The following is a 21333-nucleotide window of genomic DNA, read 5'->3' on the forward strand; positions in this document are numbered from 1 at the left end:
ATCATGCAATCCGCTGATCGGCCGGAAACTCGGCTGGCAACACGACTGGCCTTTTTAATCGCGGGATTTGGTCTCGCCTGCTGGGCTCCTCTCGTCCCCTTCGCCAAGGCCCGGCTCGGAGTCGATGACGGTGTGCTCGGCATATTGCTGCTTTGCCTGGGCCTCGGCTCGGTCGCCGCGATGCTTGCCACCGGCATGTTGAGCGCGCGCTACGGCAGTAAACCGATCATCATTGCCGGCGGCATGGGGCTCGCGTTCACCTTACCGATCCTCACGATCGCCAGCACACCGTTCACGCTGGGTCTCACCCTCGCCGTGTTTGGCGCATCGCTCGGATCGCTTGACGTTGCGATGAATATCCACGCGGTCGAGGTGGAAAAAGGCGCAAATCGGCCTCTGATGTCCGGCTTTCACGCGCTTTTCAGCATTGGTGGCTTTATCGGCTCGCTGCTGGTCACGCTATTGCTGTCTGTTCACGCAGGCCCTCTGGTCGCAACGCTGCTGTCTTCCGCCCTGATGGTCGTCGCCCTGGTCATCGCATGGCCCCGGTTGCTCAGGACGGTTCCGTCGGAAGATGCGCCGCTCTTTGCCATTCCCCGCAGCTTCGTTCTCCTGCTTGCCGTCCTCGCCGCGATCACCTTCCTCGTCGAAGGCGCCATTCTTGACTGGAGCGCCCTGCTCCTTACCACGCAGGGCCGGGTCGAGGCGAGCCATGGCGGCCTCGGCTATATGCTGTTTGCAATTGCCATGACGATAGGACGCCTGGCCGGCGATGCCATCACGGCCAAACTCGGAGACAGGGCGATCATGCTATGGGGCGGGCTCGTCGCGGTGGCCGGTTTCGTCGTTCTCCTGCTGAGCCCGATCGCGATCCTTGCCATGAGCGGCTTTCTGCTGATCGGGCTTGGCGCCTCCAACATCGTACCGGTGCTCTTCCGCAAGGGAGGGACGCAGACCGTCATGCCGGCAGGGCTGGCCGTCGCCGCAATCACCATGTGCGGATATGCGGGCGTGCTGATCGGGCCTGCCAGTGTGGGCTTTGTGGCAAACCATATCGGCTTGCCCGGCTCCTTCTGGATGCTCGCCATCCTGCTTTGCGCTGCACCTCTCTGCGCCGGCATCGTCACCCGCACCCAGGGTCAGGAGGAGGAAAATGCGCATCGCTCATACCGCTCTGTGGACACGTGATATCGATGCTGCTGCGGCGTTCTGGCGACGCACTGGCCGAGCGTTGCAAGGCGGATGGCTGCCTGAAATCCGGCCTCCGACTCACCGGCGACGGTTTCTATGAGGCGGTTATTGCCATGCCGGACGGAACCCCGATCGAGATCACCACGTAGAAAGCCTTGCAAGCTGCGACATTGGTCATCCGAATTTTTCGAATTCGCCGCCCTCGGAAACGTTGCACCCTCCAAAACGGCGAAAGCTGGCGACGGATCCTTCCGTCGCCAGCACGTTCCTCTGGCCGAAACGGCTTAATTCCATCCTCTCCCAAAACAAAAACGCCCCCGCCTGCTTTCCAGCAAACGAGGGCGCTTCGTCTAACCAAAACCCGCTAGATCAAATATCTGCCTGCGAGGTCACGATCCGCGAAACCAGGCCATAAGCCTTGGCTTCTTCGGCGGACAGCCAGTAATCGCGATCCGTGTCCTTGGCGATCTTTTCGATCGGCTGGCCGGTGGCTTCCGAGAAGATCCGGTTCAGACGCTCGTTCATCTTGATGATCTCGCGTGCCTGGATCTCGATATCGGAGGCCATGCCGCGCGTACCGCCGGACGGTTGATGCAGCAGGAAGCGCGTGTTCGGCAGGCAAATACGACGCTCCTTGGGAACCGAAACGTAAATCAGCGCGCCAGCGGAAGCGACCCAGCCGGTGCCGATGATCCAGACCTTCGGCTTGATGAATTTGATCATATCGTGAATGGAATCGCCGGATTCGACGTGGCCGCCGGGCGAGTTCACGTAGATGCGGATATCGTCATCGCTGGCGGAAGAAAGCGCGACGAGCTGCGAGCAGACCTTCTGAGCCAATTCCTGCGTGATGCCGCCGTAAATGAAGATCGAGCGCGACTTGAAAAGATTCGCCTCCGCGTCCTTGCCCAACGGCGCTTCGTTCTTCTTGTCTTCCTGTTCGTCTTCGTCGTTCATTCGCAAGTCTCCAGCATGATGCGTCGTTCACCGCACATAGTGCGACTCAATGCGTAAAACAATGCTGGAAAAAGACAAGGCGCGAATAGTCGGTGAAAGCATGGCGTTATGGTTGCGGGTTACCGAAATGTAACTTGCCGCGGCTTTGAAAAACCGAAATTGCATCCTACGTCAGGTCAGCGCGAAAGGAATCGCGCCCCGAATTTGCAGCAACAGATTGCCAAGGAGGCCATCATGTCGCCTGAAGAACGTCAATTGCTCGCGTCTCTCTTCGATCGCGTTCGCTCCGCCGCCGGCACCCAGCGCGATGCAGACGCTGAAACATTCATCAATCAGTCGGTTCACGACCAACCCTATGCCCCCTATTTCCTGGCGCAGGCCGTCATTATGCAGGAACAGGGCATGAAGGCTGCGGCCGACCGTATCCAGCAGCTTGAAGCCCGCGTGCACGAACTGGAGCAGCAGGGCGCCGACAACCATCAGCAAGGCCAAAGCGGCGGCTTCCTCGGCGGCCTCGGCTCGCTCTTCGGCGGTGGCCAGCAGCAACAGCGCGGTCCAGCCCCTCAGGCCGGCTATCCGCAACAGCAAGGTCGTCCCTATGACGATTACGCGCGGAATGCCCAGCCGCAGCCCGGCCCATGGAGCGGCCAGCCGCAACCGTCCGGCCCCTGGAGCCAACAGGCCGCACCAGCCTCGGCTGGCGGCGGCTTCCTGCGCGGAGCCCTTGGCACGGCAGCCGGCGTCGCCGGCGGCGTGATGCTGGCCGAATCGCTCTCAAGCCTCTTCAGCCCCCATCTCGGTGGTTCCGCTGCCGGCGGTCTTGGCGGCCTCTTTGGCGGCGCTGGCACTGGCACCGCTGCCGGCATTGCCGGACAGCCGGCCCAGGAAACGGTCATCAACAACTATTACGGCAACGACGATCAGAATGATCAGAGCGCGGCCGATTACGCCCAAGATGCTGCCCAGGACGCTCAGGACGACGCCAATGACGATTCGTTCGACAATAGCGGCGACGACAGCTCATTTGCTTGAGGCCAATCGTCTTTGACCCATAAGAAAAGGCCGCCTCCCTCGGGATAGCGGCCTTTTTCAATTCAACCGCGCCCGCGATAGGGCTGCACGCCCTGATCGGGCAGCCACACGCCCTCCGGCGGCTTACCCGTCTGCCAGAAAACGTCGATCGGAATGCCGCCGCGCGGATACCAATAAGCGCCGATACGCAGCCACTTCGGCTCCAGCAGTTCCACCAGTCGCTTGGCGATGTAGATCGAGCAGTCCTCGTGGAAAGCGCCGTGGTTGCGGAAGGAATGCAGGAAGAGCTTCAGCGACTTCGATTCCACCAGCCATTCGTTCGGCACGTAGTCGATGACGATATGGGCAAAATCGGGCTGGCCGGTCATCGGGCAGAGCGAGGTGAATTCCGGCGCGGTAAAGCGCACGACATAATCCGTGCCGGCGTGGCCGGCCGGCACCTTCTCGAGAACGGCCACCTCGGGGTTCGCGGCCGTTTCGGTCTGGTTGCCGAGCATCGACAGGCCGGAAACATCGGTCTTGGGCATATCAGGTCTCCTTGATCACTTTGACGCGGATGCCGTGGGCCTTTTCGCCCTCGGGTTCCACATGAATGGTTATTTCCGCGCCCGCATGGATTGCCCGTATGGCGTCTTCAAGGCGGTCGCAGATACGATGTGCGTCACGCACCGGCATGGCGGCGGGCACGACAAGGTGGAAATCGACGAAGGTGACGGCCCCTGCCCGGCGCGTCTTCAGATCGTGCACGCCGAGCGACCCATCCGCATGCGTCGCGATCGCCTCCTTGATCACAGTCTCCTCCTCCGGCAGAACGGCCTTGTCCATCAGTCCGTCGATGGACGTGGAGATGACCCTCCAGCCCTGATAGAGAATGTTGATCGCGACGAGAATGGCAAGTACGGGGTCGAAGATCGGATAGCCGGTGCCAAGCGCCAGCAGCAGGCCAATGAGCACGCCGACCGAGGTGTAGACATCCGACATGATGTGCTGCCCGTCCGCTGTCAGCGCCGGAGAGCGATGCTCCCGGCCGGCGCGGATCAGCGTCAGCGCCCAGAAGGCGTTGATGACGCCGGCAACGAGGTTGATGGCAAGGCCGAGGACAGGCGCCTGCATCGGCTGCGGATTGCCGAGATGTCCTACCGCCTCCTGCACGATCATCAGCGCCGCGACGACGATCATCACGCCCTCAGTGACGGCGGAAAGATATTCCGCCTTGTGGTGGCCGAAGGGATGGTCGTGATCGGCTGGCTTCTGCGCATAGCGGATGACGAAGAAGGCGATGAAGGCGGCAACGACATTGACGAGAGATTCAAGGCCGTCCGACAGCAGCGCGACGGAGCCCGTCACCCACCAGGCGGCCATCTTCAGCCCCATGACGCCGAGAGATAGCGGAATGCCCCAGAAGGCCAGTCGCCGTATCGTCTGGTTGCCCTGCTCGTTCATGCGTATCTCCAATGCGGATGCGGCCCATGCATATGCGAATGAATTGCAAAAACAGCGCCATTGAAATGCAAAACCGCCCGCGCGAAAATCGCGCAGGCGGCTCATTGGGGGCTCATATGGTGCAGAACGCGCCATTTGTCAAAGGATGACCTGTGCCTCGCACACCACAATTTATCCCCAATACACCGGTTAAACGGGGCCAAGGTGCCAAACCGCTCGCGGGCTCGCCAGTGAAAATCATGCTGGTAGTTTCCCGCGTGATCGCGCACTAAGCTATATATTAGCCCAACACATCGCCGCCCTCGGTAAAACCATGGTTGAACATGCCCGCTCTTGATGATCGCACCGATCCGAACACCCTTCCTCCGGCCACCGACGCGTTGCCAAAGGAGTTGGATCATCTGATTGCGGCATGCGCCTTTTCGGAAGCCGAACGCGCCGCAGTTTATCACGCCATCGAAACCCGCCGCGATGTGCGCGACCAGTTCCGCTCAGATCCCCTCCCCGAAGACCTCGTCCGCCGCCTGCTCGAGGCGGCCCATCATGCGCCTTCCGTGGGCTTCATGCAGCCGTGGAATTTCATCATGATCAGGCAGGCCGAGACGCGGGAACGCGTCTGGCAGGCGTTCAGCCAGGCGAATGAGGAAGCCTGCCTGATGTTCGAGGGGGATCGCCGCGCGCAATATCAGCGGCTGAAGCTCGAAGGCATCCGCAAGGCGCCGCTCAGCATCTGTATTACCTGCGATACCCAGCGCGGCGGTCCTGTCGTGCTCGGGCGCACGCATAATCCCGCAACGGACGTCTATTCGACAGTCTGCGCCGTTCAGAATCTATGGCTGGCGGCCCGCGCCGAAGGCGTTGGCGTCGGCTGGGTCAGCATCTTCCATGAGGACGCCATCAAGACGATCCTCAACATACCGGAGCATGTCAAAATCGTCGCCTGGCTCTGCGTCGGCTATGTCGACGAACTCTACGATATGCCCGAACTTGCCGTGAAGGGCTGGCGCGATCGCCTGCCGCTCGACAAGCTTGTCTTCGAGGAAGGCTGGCAGGACTGCGAGGACATGTAAGGGGCCGCCGCTCTCCGGCAACCCCAAACGGCTTCAAGCGTCACGATCTGAACGCGACAAACGAGATCACGTTGCCATCCGGATCGCGCACATGAAAGTCGGTGCCACCCCATGCCTGCTTGGTTAGCGGCTGTGCGAACTCCACGCCCCTGGCCTTGAACTCCTCAAACAATCCCTGGACATTCGAAACCTCGATCGAAGCCAGAATGAGCGACGTCTCCTTGGCCGCAGCCGCTGCAAAATAGGGCTCGTAGACGAGCCGCAAGTGAATCCAGATGCCGTCCCGCGACACTGCTCCATAGAACGGCGGTGCGCCATGCAGGAATTCTGCCACGAAACCCAGCCTGTCCCTGAAGAAGGCCGCGCTGGCCGTCACATCGCGAACGAAAAGGATCGGCACGACGCTCTTGAAAGCCGGCGGTTCGGCTGATGCGGCTGGCGTCTTCGGCGCATCCACTGCCGCGGCCTTCAGCTCGGCCCAATTTTTGTGGCCTGCTTCGACCGCAACAATCTCTTGGGCCAGCGCCAGCGGGAATTTCATCGCCAGGATCTCACGATCCGTCAACGCGCTGAAACGGTCGAGCACTCGAACTCTTCCACCAATCGAATAGTCACGATCACGGTGCCAGCGCATCAGCAGCTTGGCTTGTTTGCGATAGGTATCGAGGGTTGGCATGGACAGACTCCTGCTGAGGTTATCAGCGGGCGGGCCTAGCCCTTTCGGCCTCAATGCCGATGTGCCCCACAGGAACGCGAAAAGATTAATTTACAACCCAAGGCAAGTCAAACCGCCCTAAGGCATGGCTATGTGCGCAAGACTTACAGCAAGATACTCATCACTATCATCAATGAGGTGGCGAGTTGTTGGCTCTGCTAAGACAAAACAACCCCATGCACCTTTTCAGAATGCATGGGGGTGCGTGTCCAAATTTCGAGGCTGACGGCTCTTGGCGTCAAGCAGCCTTGGTTTTCGCCCGGCGCGCCAGATGTGCCACCACATTCTCGATCATCCGCATGCCGGCGTCGCCGCCGAGCGTCATGATCGATTCCGGGTGGAACTGCACCGCCGCAATCGGCTCCTTGACATGCTCGATGCCCATAATCGTGCCGTCCTCGCTTTCCGCCGTGATCATGAAATCACGCGGCAGGGTCGAGGGATCGGCGAAGATCGAGTGATAGCGGCCAACGGTGACTTCCCGGCCGAGGCCGGAGAAAACAAGACCCGGCTCCAACACGCGGATGCGCGACGGCTTGCCGTGCATCGGCAGCGCCAGATGGCGAAGCTCGCCGCCATAGGCTTCGGCCAGCGCCTGCAGTCCCAGGCAGACGCCGAAGATCGGCAGATTGCGCGCCCTCGCCTTCTTGATGGTCGCCTTGCAGTCGAAATCCCTAGGATTGCCAGGACCGGGCGACAGCACCACCAGATCCGGATCCAGCCGGTCGAAGACCTCTTCCGGCACCGGCGTACGCACAGTCGAAACCGTGGCGCCCGTCTGGCGGAAATAATTCGCCAGCGTGTGCACGAAGCTGTCTTCGTGGTCGATCAACAGGATCTTCACCCCCTTACCGACGGAAGCGACGTCGCGCTGCTGCTTGCCGGAATTGCCGGTCTTGGCATCACGGATGGCGGATAGCATGGCGGAGGCCTTCAGTTCGGTTTCAGCTTCTTCTTCCTCGGGGTTCGAGTCGTTGAGCAACGTCGCGCCGGCACGCACCTCGGCGATACCGTCCTTGATACGCACGGTGCGCAGCGTCAGGCCGGTATTCATGTCGCCGTTGAAGCCGACCATGCCGATAGCACCACCATACCACGCACGCGGGCTCTTCTCATGGCTCTCGATGAAGCGCATGGCCCAGAGCTTCGGTGCGCCGGTGACGGTGACGGCCCAGGCATGGCTGAGGAAGCCGTCGAAGGCGTCCATGTCGTCGCGCAGGCGGCCTTCGATATGGTCGACCGTGTGGATAAGGCGCGAATACATCTCGATCTGCCGGCGGCCGATGACCTTGACCGAGCCTGGCTCGCAGACGCGGCTCTTGTCGTTGCGGTCGACGTCGGAGCACATGGTCAGCTCGGACTCATCCTTCTTGGAATTCAGGAGCTTCAGAATCTGCTCGCTGTCGGCGATCGGATCGTCACCGCGCTTGATCGTGCCGGAGATCGGGCAGGTCTCGATGCGGCGGCCGGAGACGCGCACGAACATCTCAGGCGAAGCGCCGACCAGATATTCCTGATTGCCGAGATTGATGAAGAAGGAATAGGGCGACGGATTGATCGCCTTCAGCCGCTTGGAAATATCCGACGGCTTGCTGTCGCAGCGCTCCATGAACTTCTGGCCGGGCACGACTTCGAAAAGATCGCCCTTGCGGAAGCTTTCCTTCGCCTTCGTCACCAGTTCCGCATATTCGCCGGGACGATGATCGCTCTTCGGCGGAATGGCGTCTGTATGGTGGAACGGCTCTGGAGCGATATCGCCGGCCTTGCCCTCGGTCGAAACGCCGCCCTTGGCGAAATCGTAGCGATCGATCCACGCCTTGGCGGAATAGTTGTCGACCACCAGGATTTCATCCGGCAGGTAAAGCACCATGTCGCGCTGGTCATCCGGACGCTTGAGCTTCAGGTTGATGGCGTCGAACTGGAAGGCCAGATCGTAGCCGAAAGCACCGTAAAAGCCGATGCTGGCATCGGCCTGCGAATAGAAGAGATCAGTCACGGCGCGCAGCACGGTAAACACCGTCGGCATCTTCGAGCGTTCTTCCTCGGTAAAGACGCGGTCCGGCGTCTTCACCGTCAGGTCGAGGCGGCGCGGCGTCGAGGCGCCGAGCGTCACTTCGGAAACCGTCTTCAGCTTCTCGGCGATGAAACCGAGAATGACCTCGCCACGCTCGTTATAGGCTTCGATCCAGACTTCGCGCCCATTGCAGGACAGGCCGAGCGGCGGATCGACGACGGCGGTATCCCAACGGGTATAGCGGCCGGGATATTCGTAGTTCGATGAAAACACCGCGCCGCGGCGCTCGTCGAGCTTGTCGATATAGGACGAAACCGCATCCGCATAAGGCGTAGGCCTACGTTGCCGGGTGACGGTGATCCCGCCCTTGGTCTCGTAGATTTCCGCACCATCATCCCGAAGGATCGTTACCATTGTTCCTCACTCCGTTATCAGGCCCGGATGACAGACGGCCAATATAACAAAAAAGCCGCCTCGAAATCTCGGGCGGCTCACTCGTCGTCTTTGAACACGATTGGTCGAGGCCGCCTTAGCGAGCCCACCACCAAACTGCAATGTTGTTCAAGGACGTGTTCATGGTGCGAATTGTTAGCGTGAGATGACGTGATGCGCAAGCTGCAATCTCAGAGAACGGGCAGAAACGATATTCGCCTCTGCCCGCGCTCCTTTTAGTCCCGCCGTCCGGCTTCCGCAAAAAACGCCTCCGGCCCTTCCACCTCGATCAGCCGCTTCCGATCGATCAGCCAGAAACGGTTGCCGATGTTGCGGACGAAGCTGCGGTCGTGGGAGACGAGGAGGCAGCTCGCCTCCTGCGCCATCAGTTCTCCCTCCAGCGCCTCCTGCCCGTCGATGTCGAGATGGTTGGTCGGCTCGTCGAGCAGGTAGAAGTTAGGGTTGGTGAGCCGCAGCACCAGCATCGCCAGCCGGGCCTTCTGCCCGCCCGACAGCCTGCCGATGGCGCGGCCCTGCATGTCGATGCCCATGCCAGCACCAGCAAGCAGCGTACGAGCCCGTTGCTCACCAAGCTCGAACAGCCGCGTGATCACGCCAAGCGGCGTATCACCCTGACCGAGATTAGAGAGGGCCTGATCGCTATAGCCGAGCACCAGCGATGGTGTCGCCCTGACTGCCCCCAACGTGGCCTGATCGGCAATGGCCTTGTGGATCATCTCGACAAGCCGGGTCTTGCCGGCACCGTTGGCTCCAAGCAGGACGATACGGTCACCCTGGCAAATCCAGTGCTTGCCGGTCCTGAACAGCGGTGTGCCATCAGGCGTCTCGACCGAGGCGTCGTCAAGCGTCACCAGTATCTTCGCCTGAGTGCCGCGATTGCTAAGCTTGATCGCGCCCGCCGAACGCTCCAGATAGCCCGGTCGAGCCGCCTCTTCCAATCGTTCGGCCCGCGCCTTCAGCTGCTTCGTCTTCACCGTCAGCAGGTCGCTGCCGGAATTGATGCCGAGATTGTTGAGCTTTGCCGCCTGCTTGCGCAGTTGCTGCGCTACCTTCATGTCTTTCTGGAAACGCCGCTCATCCGAGGCATCCGCCTCATCCAGCGCCGCCCGCGCCCTACCGTAGGGCAAGGCATAGCTCTGCGATTGCTCCTGGCGCAAGAACAGGGTGCGGTTGGTCACGGCATCGAGAAAGGCACGGTCATGGCTGGCGATCAGCACCGGCACATCACGCGGCAGAGCGTTCAGCCAATCTTCCAGCAGGGCGATCTTGGCGAGATCGAGATGGTTGGTCGGCTCGTCCAAGAGCAGCACATCAGGCTCGGTCACCCAGACGCGGGCAAGCATCGCCAGCCGCTGCCAGCCACCGCTGAGCTGAGAGAGCGCCCTCTGCCGCAGCACCTCCGGCACGTCGAGTGAATCAAGCGTGACATCAACGCGCCAACCCTCGCTCTCGGCCTGCTCGGCCGGCAGAGCACGAAGAACCGCATCATAGAAGGATACATTCCCGAGATCGGCGGGCACATTCTGTTCGACATAACCGACCGTGAGGCCGCGCGAACGGGTGATATCCCCCACCGTCGGCTCCAGCCTGCCGGCAATGCAATTGAGCAGCGTCGACTTGCCCCGCCCGTTGGCTGCAACGATGCCGATGCGGTCGCCTGCCGTGACGGTGAAATTGAGATTGGAGATCAGCGGCACACCCAGGGTGATGCCGAAATTGCGGAGATTGATCAGAGTCATGGTCTTCTTCCGGTCTGACCCGAACAAGACATCGGCGTCGATCAGAGACGCCTTGTCGCCACGCAAGCGGATGTTGTTCGGTAAATCATCATGACGCAGCCGCACGAACGTAAAGCTCGGCACTGCGATACCCACAAGGGCAGACCAGAAGGAAATGAGTGAGTGACAGCCTCTGATCAGCCCTGCAAACGCATTTGCAGGGCCTGAGTCGGACCGAACTGGCGAATATGCCAGACTATCTTAGTCATACGGTCCTCCTCTCTCTTTCTCTCAAAGTGTTAAAAACTACGTGTTTCCAATAACACCGAACATTGCGATTTTCAATTACGCAGCCTTCCGATGCCGAGCTCAAAGAACAAAAAAGGCGATGCCGAAGCACCGCCCAAGTTTGCCGCGTGGATAAAGACCGCTTAGAATTTCTGCGTCAGCGTCAGCTTGAAGGTCCGGCCTGGCTCGGAATAATAGGCCGAGGGCTGCGTAAGACCCGTGGAAGCGACGTTGATCGCGTCGTAGTAGGTCTTGTTGAAGATGTTGTAGACACCGGCGCGCAGCGACAAGCCCTTCACCTGTTCCGGCTCCCACCAGCCTGTCAGATCGAAGATGCCGTAGCCTGGGGCGCGGAAGTTGTCGCTATCCTTCTTCGGCTCGCTGGTCGCCGTGATGAAGGTCAGGTCGGTTCCCCAGACATCCGCCGCATATCCCACAGTAAAGGCCGCCTTGGCGGGTGCGACGGAGTCGATCCATTCGCCGCTGTCGGAGTCCTTGCCGTTAACATAGGCAAGGGAGCCCTTGATGTGGATGCCGTTGTCGAACTTCTTGTGCGCATTGACCTCGATACCGAACATACGGACATTGGCGCGGTTGAAGTATTCGGTGATCCCCAGCGGATAGGTGCCGGTCGGATCGCGGGACACTTCCGTGTCGATGAAGTTCTTGTATTTGTTATAGAACGCTCCGATGTGGCCGCCGAAATCATCGTCACCGAGGTTGGTGCCGATTTCGATGCCGTTGCTGGTCTCCGGCTTCAGATCGGGATTGCCGTAATTTACATAACCGCCGGGCACGCCGTAGTTCACGTAAAGCTCGCTGACGTTCGGAGCGCGGAAGGCCATGGCCCATTGCGCATAAAACTCGACATTGTCCTGTGGCTGGTATGCCGCGCGCAGCTTCGGCGAGAACCGGCTGTCGGACTGGCCGGACGGCAGGCCGCTATAGTTGGCGCTGCCGCGATAGGCATCCGTGTTCTTCGGCGCATAATCATACCAGTCGAAGCGCAAGCCGGGTGTCAGCGAGAAGCCACTGGAACCGATCTCGATCTTGTCGTCGATAAAAGCGCCGACGCGCTTGCTGTCGACATTGGGCATATCAGACTGATTGGTGTGCAGAAACGAGCAAGAGAAAGCCCAGCGGGCGGGACCGCAAGCGTCCACACCTGCAGAGTACTGATGCACCTTGCCGAAAGCGGTGTCGAGACCGAAGGTGACCTTGTGATGCAGGCTGCCGGTATCGAAGGACTTCGAGGCGTTGCCGTTGAAGCCGATGGTGCGGTCTTCCATTTCGTTGCTGCGCGAGTAGTCGCCAATGACAGAGGTGTAGCGATAGCCGTTGAGGCCTTCTTCACGCAGCACATTTTGCCAATAGAAGACTGCATTGGCCGTATCGAGGAGGGAATCGGCGCTTTCAGCTTCGTACTTGTAGTCGAGAGAAACTCGGTTGCGTTCGGTATTGTCGCTCGTATCGTAATTACCAGGCCGAAGGTTCCCGGTCAGGCTCTGAGAGTGCATTGCATCGATGTCTTTATCTTTATTGTAGTGCTCCGCCGTGATGCCGAAGGTGCCGATGTCGGTATACTGGCGGATCTTGAAGAGACCGCTTCTCTGATTGTAATCGGCTGGATCTGCCTTGGTGCGCTTGGTCGAATAGCCGCCGACGTCGCCGTTGTTTTCAAGCTCATGACCATGGGTGTAACCACCCTCGAAAAGAACGGCAGTATTGTCGATGCGCTTGGCAACCGCCGCCGATCCACCGACACTCCGGTCATCGCCGTTATAGCCGAACTTGAAGACGCCGCCCCAAGTGGAACCGGGGGTTATCAAGTCTTCCGGCTCCAACGTGCGCAGTACGAAGGCGCCGCCGAGAGCGCCCGAACCGGCGCGGCTGGAGTCGGCGCCGCGTACGACATCGACACTCGAAAGCGAGTTGAAATCGAAGCTGTTGACGCCTCCGTCCGCTCCACGGGCGACATCGAGCATGTAGGGGATCTCGATGCCGTCGACCGTGGTCAATACACGGTCATCGCCAAGGCCGCGAATGTTGATGCCGCCGGTGGTACGGTTATAGCCGACGCCAACCTCGGTGCTACGGCCGAGATCCTCGATACGTGTGATCTGCTTGTCGTCGATCTCTTGCGCCGTCGTCTCGGTGGTCGTCGGTGAGTCGGCAAGCACATCCTTTGCCGCCTTGCCCTTGACGACGATCGGCTTCAGAGCCGTGACGCGGTCGCCTTTCGGTGCCGCATCGTCTGTGGCCGTATCATTCTGCGTTGCAGTCTGCGCATAAGACGCCGTGCAAAGCCCAAGGGCCAGAAGCGCGGTGCATGCCAAGAGAACCGAGCGGGATCGCCGGACAACCATAACCATTCCTTTCGAATTGCTTTTTACCGGGCTGGCTGGTTGCTGCTTCTAGGGCTTGCAAGGGGCTGGCTAGGCTCATTCTGCTAACAAAGCGGAAAAACTCCGCCTTCTTTCTGCCGCATTAAAAAACATGAGTATTATTGTCAATATATCCACTCAAGATAATTATGAATAAAATTCTCATGTTTAAAAGTGGATCGGTAGAGTTGCTGAATTGCAACGAAATCACCGCGTCGAGCGTTTCCACCATGCCATCGTTAGAAACAGGTGAAATACTTGATGCTATTCCGGATCATCTCCGCCACGACCGCCATCATCGTGCTGACCGCAGCATCCCTCCCCCAAACCGGCCCGCTGCCACAGCAAAAACCCGATCGCGAGCAAGTCCAACCTTCCGCCGAGCCACCCACGCCCATGGACAAACCGGCGGTTCCCGAGACCCAGCCAACCGCCGGGGAAATGCAAGGGCCTCCCAAGCCCCCGCTGACCATCGCGGCGGAATCGGAGGACGAGCATAAGGCCTGCCTAGCGCAACTGACCGCCATCGGTGCCACCTTCAAGGACATCCCTCGCATCGATGACGGCAATGGGTGCGGCATCGACAAACCGATCGCCCTCACCGAGCCCCTGCCCGGTATCCAGATGAAGCCGGAAGGCACGATGCGCTGCGAGACCGCCCTGGCGCTCGCCCATTGGATGAAGGAAAGCGTGATACCGTCCGCCGCCACGCTGAAGGACAATGGCCGGATCGTCACGGTCAACCAGGCCTCGACCTATATCTGCCGCCTGCGCAACAACGCCACCACCGGCAAGATCTCGGAACACGCGCGCGGCAATGCCGTCGATATCGCCGGCTTCACCTTCGAGAACGGCAAGACCATCGGCATCGAACCGCGCCGCGAGGACCCGACGCTGACCGGCGCGTTCCAGCGCACCGCCAGCGCCTCCGCCTGCCTCTATTTCTCAACCGTCCTCGACCCGGATAGCGATGCCGCTCACGAGACGCATTTTCATCTGGATGTATTGAAGAGGAAAGGCGAGTTCCGATACTGCCATTAAGAGCAGTCACCTCGGCGCATGCCCAGTTCCACCGGAATCAGAACTTAAAACAATCCCTCGATATAGCCCTGATCATTGAGGAAAATCCGTTCTGCCGCCGGCGCTTTCGGCAGGCCGGGCATTGTCATGATCTCGCCGGTGATGACGACGACGAAGCCGGCGCCGGCCGAGAGGCGCACTTCGCGGACCTGTACGATATGCCCCTCCGGGGCGCCACGAACATTCGGATCGGTCGAAAAGGAATATTGCGTCTTCGCCATACAGACCGGCAAATGGCCATAGCCCTGGTCTTCCCAGGAACGCAGCTGGTCGCGCACCGCCTTGTCGGCGGTCACCTCGCCGGCATGGTAGATCTTCGACGCGACGATCTCGATCTTTTCCAGCAGCGGCAGATTGTCGGGATAAAGCGGCTGGAATTTCGCCTGGCCAGATTCGGCAAGCTCCACCACCTTGTAGGCCAGCTCCTCGATCCCCGCCGAGCCCTCCGCCCAATGGCGGCAGAGGATGGCTTCGGCGCCGAGCCGCGCAACATAATTCTTCACCGCCTCGATCTCGGCATCGGTATCCGAGACGAAGTGATTGATGGCAACGACGACGGGTACGCCGAACTTGCGGACATTGGCGAGGTGTCGGCCGAGATTGGCGCAGCCTTTCACCAGTGCCTCTACATTCTCTTGGCCGAGATCGTCCTTCTTGACGCCGCCATTCATCTTCAGCGCCCGCACGGTGGCGACGATGACCGCCGCATCCGGCGCAAGTCCGGCCTTGCGGCACTTAATGTCAAAGAATTTCTCCGCGCCGAGATCGGCGCCGAATCCCGCTTCGGTGACGACATAGTCGGCAAGCTTCAGCGCCGTGCGCGTGGCGATAACCGAATTGCAGCCATGGGCGATGTTGGCGAAGGGGCCGCCATGGACCAGCGCCGGATTGTTCTCCAGCGTCTGCACCAGGTTCGGCTGCATTGCATCCTTCAGCAGCACCGCCATCGCGCCGTCAGCCTTGAGATCGCGGGCATAGACCGGCGTGCGGTCGCGGCGATAGCCGATGATGATGTCGCCGAGCCGTTTTTCGAGATCCTTCAGGTCCGAAGCCAAACAGAGGATCGCCATGACCTCGGAGGCGACGGTGATGTCAAAGCCGCCCTCGCGCGGATAGCCGTTGGCCACGCCCCCGAGCGAGGCGACGATATCGCGCAGTGCGCGGTCGTTCATGTCCATGGCGCGCCGCCAGGTGATGCGGCGGACATCGATGTTTTCTTCGTTGCCCCAATAGATGTGATTGTCGATCAGCGCCGCCAGCAGATTATGGGCCGAGGTGACGGCATGGAAATCGCCGGTGAAATGCAGGTTGATATCTTCCATCGGAATGACCTGCGCATAGCCGCCGCCGGCGGCCCCGCCCTTGACGCCGAAGCAGGGACCGAGGGACGCCTCGCGCACGCAGACGATCGCCTTCTTGCCAATACGGTTCAGCCCGTCGCCAAGGCCGACGGTCGTGGTCGTCTTGCCCTCGCCCGCCGGCGTCGGATTGATGGCGGTGACAAGGATCAGCTTGCCATCCGGCTTGCCTTTCAATGCGGCAATGAATTGGGCACCGATCTTCGCCTTGTCATGCCCGTAAGGCGCGAGATCTTCGGCCGGAATGCCGAGTTTCGCACCGATCTCGATGATCGGCAGCTTCTTCGCGGCGCGCGCGATTTCTATGTCGGATTTTACCGTTGCCATGATAACCGGTCCCGCCCTGGACATGAGGTATTCACACAATCGGGATAACCCAATAAATATCCACTGTGAATAGCTGCGAATTGTCGTCCGCCGTGAAACTACCCCGACTTGCCGCGAGGCGGTCGCCCACCTATTGTCCCGCGCTGGACGAGCGAAAAAGGAAAAGACATGAAGTCCCTGGAATTACTGGTCGAGCGCATCATTCTCTCCAGCCGCTGGATTCTGGTCGTCTTCTATCTCGGCCTCGCGGCCTCGCTGGCGGTCTATGCCGTTTCGTTCGGCTACAAATTCTACAAGGTGACCATCAACGTCTTCCAATACGAAGAGTCCGACATGATTCTCGCGATCCTCGGTCTCATTGACGCTGCCCTCGTGGCAAGCCTGATCGTCATGGTGATGATTTCCGGTTACGAGAATTTCGTCAGCCGCTTCGATGAAGGCGAAGGCGAGGTCTCCTTCCTCGGTAAGCTCGATTCAGGCAGCCTGAAGATCAAGGTCGCCTCCTCTATCGTAGCGATCTCCTCGATCCACCTGCTGCAGATTTTCCTCAATGCCACCCAGTACGACAATAGCAAGCTGATGTGGTTCACGATCATCCACCTGGCCTTTGTCGTCTCGGCAGTCCTGCTCGGCTATCTCGAAAAGATCATGGCGAAAGTTAAGGGCAGCAAGGACGTCTGAGGTCTGGGAGCGCGATTATTCGCCGATCGTTGCAGAGACAGCGCCGGCTGGCGGCGGTGTCGCGCAGTCCGCAATCGATTGCTTGTCCTTGCAGTCCCGTGCAACGACGAGCTGATCGGCGGCGGCAAGCTCCGTCGTCAACCGCAGCTTCAGCGCATCCATCTGCGTAATGAGATGGATCGAGATGGGCTGAGTGCCCAGCATCAGGTCGAAGAGCGATTCATCCACACCCATCTTCTTCAGGAAACCGGTGAGCCTTGCCCTCTGCTGCCTGCCGAGTTTGGTGGTGTCGTACTTGCCGACGAACTGACGTCCGATCTCCCGCTTGGAAAGGACCTTCCGCTTGCCATTCACCGTCTCGTATTCCGTGCGGTACTTGATGCGGACTTCGCTATAGGTCGTGGTGATCTGATGCACGCCGAGGAGTGCGAAGGGGCTCGACACCCGCTCGACGCCTCCGGCGAAAAACAGCGGGCAGGCCGAAAAACAGATGGCGCCGACCGAAAATGTCTCGCCCTTGATGGAACCATCCTTGGCGCGGGCCGCGGAACAGATAGGCTCGGCATAGGGGCAATCGCGCGAGCGCGTCCGGCCAACCGCAATCGCCAGCTTCTGCTTGCGGATCGCATAGGCCATCTCCATGGCCGCCCGGACATCGCCGCCAGGCGAACTGACGACGATCGGCAACTTCCTGCCGCCGAGGCGTTTCAGCAGCTTTTGCAGCTTACTGGGCGAATCCCCCATGATCTGCCCTTCGGCGGAAATCCAGTCCGGGCAACTATTGGCGGGCCGACAGCTGGCCATATCGCCATGAACCAGCAGGAATTCCATCGGCTGCCCTACACTGGAGCCGGCAGCCTCGGCCGAGATAAAGGAAGATACCAGAAGAAACGTGGCCGCCAGGAACCACAAGGCCTGCCGGCAACAGCATGCGACAAGCCGCGGTGAAAAACGAAAGATCATGAAATAAATGCCTGGAAGCGATTGTTATGGCAAAACCGATAGCAATCGCTTTGGGCCTTCGCAAGGCACGCTGGCATCAATGCCTGTCCATCTATGCCGACCATTTTCGCTCGGCATAGATGCCACCAGTACCGGCAAGGTTGAGATGTTACAGAAGCAACCCAAACACGCCACCGCCACAGAGGCTTACCGACAGTTTTACCCGACCATTTGCCTTTACCCGGTATTCGAGAGACGTACTTTGGCACCGGCACGAAAGAAGTAAAGAAACAACTTTTTCGTCCGTATCCGGGCCATTTTAAAAAAGTATTACAAATCAGCAATTTACAATATTAAGATATATGGAAATGAAATTATTTCTGGATATGTGGTATTTTTGCGTCTAGCATTCGCCTGAAAATCCAGTATTTGATAGCGACAACACGCTGTAGGCGCCCATTATTCACATGTCCTATTTCATCACTGCTGAGAGACAACTGTTGCTTTCCGCCGAGTTGGCCACAGCCCGGACACAGACGGCGTTTGCACAGGCTTTGGAACGGACAAGTTCCGCCTTTGGCTTCAGCCAGGTGGCCTTTATCAACGCCCCGGTTTCCGAAGACTCCATACTGACCCCGCTCGTCATCGAGGGTTCGGTCCAGCCGCAATTTTTGCGCGACTTTGATCGCCAGCAGTTGCTTCGCCGTTGCCCGATGCTGTTGCGCGTTCGGGACTCCGTCATGCCGCGCGCCTGGCACCTCCTCGAGAATGGCATCTCGCAGGACATGGAGCTGCCGCGCGAACTGCATGCCCTCCTGCTCAGTCACAATTGTCCGATGGGGATTGTAATCCCTATCAATTCTTCCGATGGGCAGCGCCTCGTCTTCTGGTTCATGGGCAACCGCAGCAGCCTTGGCCAGAGTGAGCTCAATGAGCTGAACATGATCGTGCTGCAGGCGCTCGACACCTATAATTGCCTCAAGCGCAATGACGGCTCCGTGCCGCACATGCTTTCGGCCCGTGAGCTGGAAGTCGTCCGCTGGACCGCGCAGGGCAAGACCTCGGTCGAAATCGGCCAGATCCTTTCCCTCTCCGACCACACGGTCAACGCCTACATGATGAATGCGATCAAGAAGCTCGATTGCGTCAATCGCACCCAGCTCGTCGCAAAGGCTATCCGGCTGAAATTGATCAGCTAGTCCTTTTGACAACTCCCCGGAATTTCAAGCTCTCCGGCCTTGCATGTCGCGGTAAAATTTCGGCGACCGTTGCAAGCAACGATCGCCCTGCCATCTTAGCGACCGCCGAGGACGGAGCGCATTTCCACCAGGTTCGAGCGCACACGCAGGATATAGAAGCCCATCGTCGCCAGATGGCTCGGCATGATCCAGCCGTCCTCGCGCCCGTTCGAGATAATGAACGGCTGGATGCGTAGCGCCGCCTCCAGCTGCTTCATGGTGCCGCCCCAGAGCGTGCCGAGATTACGCTCGGCGATGACCTGCTGGAAATCGGCCTCGATGGCGCTCAGAATGCCGTAATAGCCATAGAGCTGCCCATAGGCGAACCAGAAACGGTCATCGGCGCGCGTGTCGAACCAGCCGTAATTATACTTCTCGGATCGCTCCGCGAGGATGTCCGACGTGCTGCCGAGATCATTGGCGACACGATCGATGAATTGCAGGAGGTTGTCGGCGCGGCCGTCGAAGACTGCGTTGCAGGTACCGAGATCGGTATTGAACTTGCGCAGGCTGGTAATCGCCGCGCGATAGTAGCTCGGCGTCGGCGTCTTCGGACCGAAGGGGCGCATGCCGAAATACCAGCTCGCCTCGTCGAACTGCAAATTGCCGCGAGCGCTTTGCAGGTCGCCGTTAATGCCGGACGTACCGCGCACGCGCCCAAGCGTGTCGACCAATTCCACCGCGGTGCGCCGCACCGCCTGGTTCACGCCACGCTGGAAGGCCGCCTTGTTGTCGAGAAACGGCGTGTCGTCCCAGCTCATGCCGAAAAATCCGAGCTTGAAGAGCAGCATCGAAGAGATCCAGGCGTTCTGGTTGACATTGAAATCGATAAGATCGGCGGTGACATCGACGGTCCCAGACGTCTGACAGGCTTTCGGCGCAGTCGCTGCGATCTGCTGCCCGCTCGCTGCCGGCAACTCCTGTCCGGCCCCGACCTTGCGGTCCTCGAACCTGTAGACGCTGGGATAATTGGCGTCAAAGCCGCTCCAGACCTGCGTCTGCCAAACGAAGTAGATATAGAGCACCGCCATCAGCGTCACGAAGGCGGCAACCGGCAGCTTGATCAGCCAATTGCGCCGCTGATACCAGCCGTGAGCGGCCATGAAAGGCCAGACGATCCCGACGACGAGAAGCCCGAGGCCCCGCGCGATGGCGGCGCCGATCCGCTTGAAGAACGCAGTAATCGAATCAAGCATGGACGTCTCCTCTAAAGAGCCGCAGTCCTTCGGATACGCAAAGGATGCAAGGACACTTTGAAACCGCGCAACATATTCACGCCCATGCAGATATGTGTTTCCGCAGGAGACGGCAACCGGCTGATATCATTTTTCAATCGTAGACGATAACGAGGTCTCAGGCTCAGGCCCGACCGGCTCCTCGCCTTCAGCCACCGGCGCAGCCGATGGAGCTGGTTCCAGCCGCCGCCTGAAGACCTTGTCGGCATGCTCCTTGCGCGTTGCAAGATCATGACCGGCGAGCACATTCGCCTCGAAGGCCGCAATTAAAGTGGCGACCGGAGCCGGCCTTTCAACGTCAGGCAACGGCGGCACGGCTTCCGATATCACCGCCTTCAGCAAGGCGATCCGCTGCTCGGTGTCGACGGCAAGCTTACCCGCCATCGCATTGATGGCGGCGATCTGCACATTCAGAACGCGCGCCACCTCCTCATGGATATCGATGAGCCGCTGCAGCACCGCCCGCCCAGGCTGCAAAGCGTGTTCCCGCGCGCGAAGATCACTCTGCTCGGCGAATAGCCGCTGATAGTCCGTTTCCAATTCGGATTGCGCATCCATATTGCGGGCGGATGAAGCATCGGCTCGCCGATCCAGGATTCGCGGAGCCAGATCATCGGCCTGGCGCTGCACCTCCTCGATCTCGTAATCGGCGCGTTGCCGCCGCTCGATGAGCCGCGCCAGATGCGCCTCGCAATGGCGAAAGGCCTGAACCAACAGCGGCCAAGCCTCCTTGAACAACGCGTCAAGCGACGCCGACACCGCCAGCGCCGCCTCCAGTTCCGCCGCGATCGCCGCCGGCTTGACATGCCCTTGGCCGATCCTGCGCCCGAACCAGCTTGACGTTTCGGCCCCGGCCTTCTCGTCAAACAGTCGCCGATGCTGCAAGTCCGCGGCCGCAGTCACCGCATCGAGGTCCTTGACCAGCGACAATCCCGAGGTTTTCCAACGCTCGAGCAGCTCAAGCGTCTCGCGCAACTGCGCCTCTTCCACCGGAAAATTAACGGCCTCAAGACGGGTGTCGCCCCTGGCGTGGCCGGCCAGTACGGTGTTTGCCGCATCCAAGCCCTTGATCGCATCTTCGAACGTCACGCGCGTCTTGTCGAGTTCGCCATCGAAGGAATGAGCCTTGACCATGCAAGCGTCTCTCAATTGCCATTGGTGGCGAGACTAGCCGCTTATAGGCGCAAAGAGAATGACTGGACGCATA

Annotated in this window: 18 protein-coding genes; 7 read left to right on the plus strand and 11 right to left on the minus strand. The window is 59.8% G+C overall.

The genetic code is table 11. From position 1 onward, the window contains the following. Window positions 1–3 precede the first annotated feature (3 nt). A complete protein-coding gene (locus AB6803_RS08440) occupies window positions 4–1188 on the plus strand; it encodes an MFS transporter (RefSeq protein ID WP_371108455.1) in 1185 nt (394 codons plus the stop codon). A 5-nt stretch (window positions 1189–1193) separates the two neighbouring features. Further along, entirely contained in the window at window positions 1194–1340 is a 147-nt protein-coding gene (locus tag AB6803_RS08445) for a hypothetical protein (protein ID WP_371108456.1), read from the plus strand. A 220-nt stretch (window positions 1341–1560) separates the two neighbouring features. Here AB6803_RS08445 and AB6803_RS08450 read toward each other — a convergent pair whose 3' ends face one another. Then, window positions 1561–2148, minus strand: a complete 588-nt coding sequence (locus AB6803_RS08450; RefSeq protein ID WP_371108457.1) for an ATP-dependent Clp protease proteolytic subunit — start codon at window positions 2146–2148, stop codon at window positions 1561–1563. A gap of 234 nt (window positions 2149–2382) precedes the next feature. Here AB6803_RS08450 and AB6803_RS08455 point away from each other — a divergent pair, with 234 nt between their 5' ends. Continuing rightward, window positions 2383–3180 carry a DUF2076 domain-containing protein gene (locus AB6803_RS08455; RefSeq protein ID WP_371108458.1) on the plus strand — a complete coding sequence of 266 codons (798 nt, stop codon included), beginning with the start codon at window positions 2383–2385 and terminating at the stop codon, window positions 3178–3180. 62 nt (window positions 3181–3242) lie between these two features. Here AB6803_RS08455 and queF read toward each other — a convergent pair whose 3' ends face one another. Further along, window positions 3243–3707, minus strand: a complete 465-nt coding sequence (gene queF / locus AB6803_RS08460; RefSeq protein ID WP_007692459.1) for a preQ(1) synthase — start codon at window positions 3705–3707, stop codon at window positions 3243–3245. 1 nt (window position 3708) lies between these two features. Continuing rightward, window positions 3709–4623 carry a CDF family cation efflux transporter EmfA gene (gene emfA, locus AB6803_RS08465; RefSeq protein WP_371108459.1) on the minus strand — a complete coding sequence of 305 codons (915 nt, stop codon included), beginning with the start codon at window positions 4621–4623 and terminating at the stop codon, window positions 3709–3711. Window positions 4624–4946: 323 nt separating this feature from the next. Between emfA and bluB the strand changes: the two genes are divergently transcribed. Then, on the plus strand, window positions 4947–5693 hold the full coding sequence (bluB, locus tag AB6803_RS08470) for a 5,6-dimethylbenzimidazole synthase (RefSeq protein WP_371108460.1): 747 nt from the start codon (window positions 4947–4949) through the stop codon (window positions 5691–5693). Window positions 5694–5733: 40 nt separating this feature from the next. Here bluB and AB6803_RS08475 read toward each other — a convergent pair whose 3' ends face one another. The 4 genes from AB6803_RS08475 to AB6803_RS08490 all read right to left on the minus strand — a co-directional run bounded on the left by AB6803_RS08475 (window position 5734) and on the right by AB6803_RS08490 (window position 13247). Beyond that, the gene (locus AB6803_RS08475) at window positions 5734–6369 is read right to left on the minus strand and encodes a glyoxalase superfamily protein (protein WP_371108461.1); all 636 of its coding nucleotides are present in this window, start codon (window positions 6367–6369) and stop codon (window positions 5734–5736) included. A gap of 277 nt (window positions 6370–6646) precedes the next feature. Then, entirely contained in the window at window positions 6647–8836 is a 2190-nt protein-coding gene (locus AB6803_RS08480) for an anthranilate synthase (protein WP_371108462.1), read from the minus strand. Window positions 8837–9090: 254 nt separating this feature from the next. Beyond that, window positions 9091–10614 carry an ABC-F family ATP-binding cassette domain-containing protein gene (locus AB6803_RS08485; RefSeq protein ID WP_371108463.1) on the minus strand — a complete coding sequence of 508 codons (1524 nt, stop codon included), beginning with the start codon at window positions 10612–10614 and terminating at the stop codon, window positions 9091–9093. 410 nt (window positions 10615–11024) lie between these two features. After that, entirely contained in the window at window positions 11025–13247 is a 2223-nt protein-coding gene (locus AB6803_RS08490; protein WP_371108464.1) for a TonB-dependent hemoglobin/transferrin/lactoferrin family receptor, read from the minus strand. A gap of 279 nt (window positions 13248–13526) precedes the next feature. Between AB6803_RS08490 and AB6803_RS08495 the strand changes: the two genes are divergently transcribed. Beyond that, window positions 13527–14306, plus strand: a complete 780-nt coding sequence (locus AB6803_RS08495) for an extensin family protein (protein ID WP_371108465.1) — start codon at window positions 13527–13529, stop codon at window positions 14304–14306. A 44-nt stretch (window positions 14307–14350) separates the two neighbouring features. Here AB6803_RS08495 and AB6803_RS08500 read toward each other — a convergent pair whose 3' ends face one another. Beyond that, on the minus strand, window positions 14351–16030 hold the full coding sequence (locus tag AB6803_RS08500) for a formate--tetrahydrofolate ligase (RefSeq protein WP_371108466.1): 1680 nt from the start codon (window positions 16028–16030) through the stop codon (window positions 14351–14353). 168 nt (window positions 16031–16198) lie between these two features. Here AB6803_RS08500 and AB6803_RS08505 point away from each other — a divergent pair, with 168 nt between their 5' ends. After that, window positions 16199–16711, plus strand: a complete 513-nt coding sequence (locus AB6803_RS08505) for a TIGR00645 family protein (RefSeq protein WP_371108467.1) — start codon at window positions 16199–16201, stop codon at window positions 16709–16711. 15 nt (window positions 16712–16726) lie between these two features. Here AB6803_RS08505 and AB6803_RS08510 read toward each other — a convergent pair whose 3' ends face one another. Continuing rightward, a complete protein-coding gene (locus AB6803_RS08510; RefSeq protein WP_371108468.1) occupies window positions 16727–17674 on the minus strand; it encodes a hypothetical protein in 948 nt (315 codons plus the stop codon). Window positions 17675–18120: 446 nt separating this feature from the next. Here AB6803_RS08510 and AB6803_RS08515 point away from each other — a divergent pair, with 446 nt between their 5' ends. Continuing rightward, complete coding sequence (locus AB6803_RS08515; RefSeq protein ID WP_371108469.1) at window positions 18121–18852, plus strand: LuxR C-terminal-related transcriptional regulator; 732 nt, start codon at window positions 18121–18123, stop codon at window positions 18850–18852. Window positions 18853–18947: 95 nt separating this feature from the next. Here AB6803_RS08515 and AB6803_RS08520 read toward each other — a convergent pair whose 3' ends face one another. Continuing rightward, window positions 18948–20087, minus strand: coding sequence for a DUF2333 family protein (locus AB6803_RS08520; RefSeq protein WP_371108470.1), 1140 nt, complete (start codon window positions 20085–20087; stop codon window positions 18948–18950). Between the two features lie 126 nt (window positions 20088–20213). After that, window positions 20214–21260 (minus strand): hypothetical protein, encoded by a 1047-nt coding sequence (locus AB6803_RS08525; RefSeq protein WP_371108471.1) that lies wholly within the window; start codon window positions 21258–21260, stop codon window positions 20214–20216. Between the last annotated feature and the right edge of the window lie 73 nt (window positions 21261–21333).

This window comes from Rhizobium sp. RCC_161_2, assembly GCF_041355235.1.
In the GTDB taxonomy this organism is placed as follows: domain Bacteria; phylum Pseudomonadota; class Alphaproteobacteria; order Rhizobiales; family Rhizobiaceae; genus Rhizobium.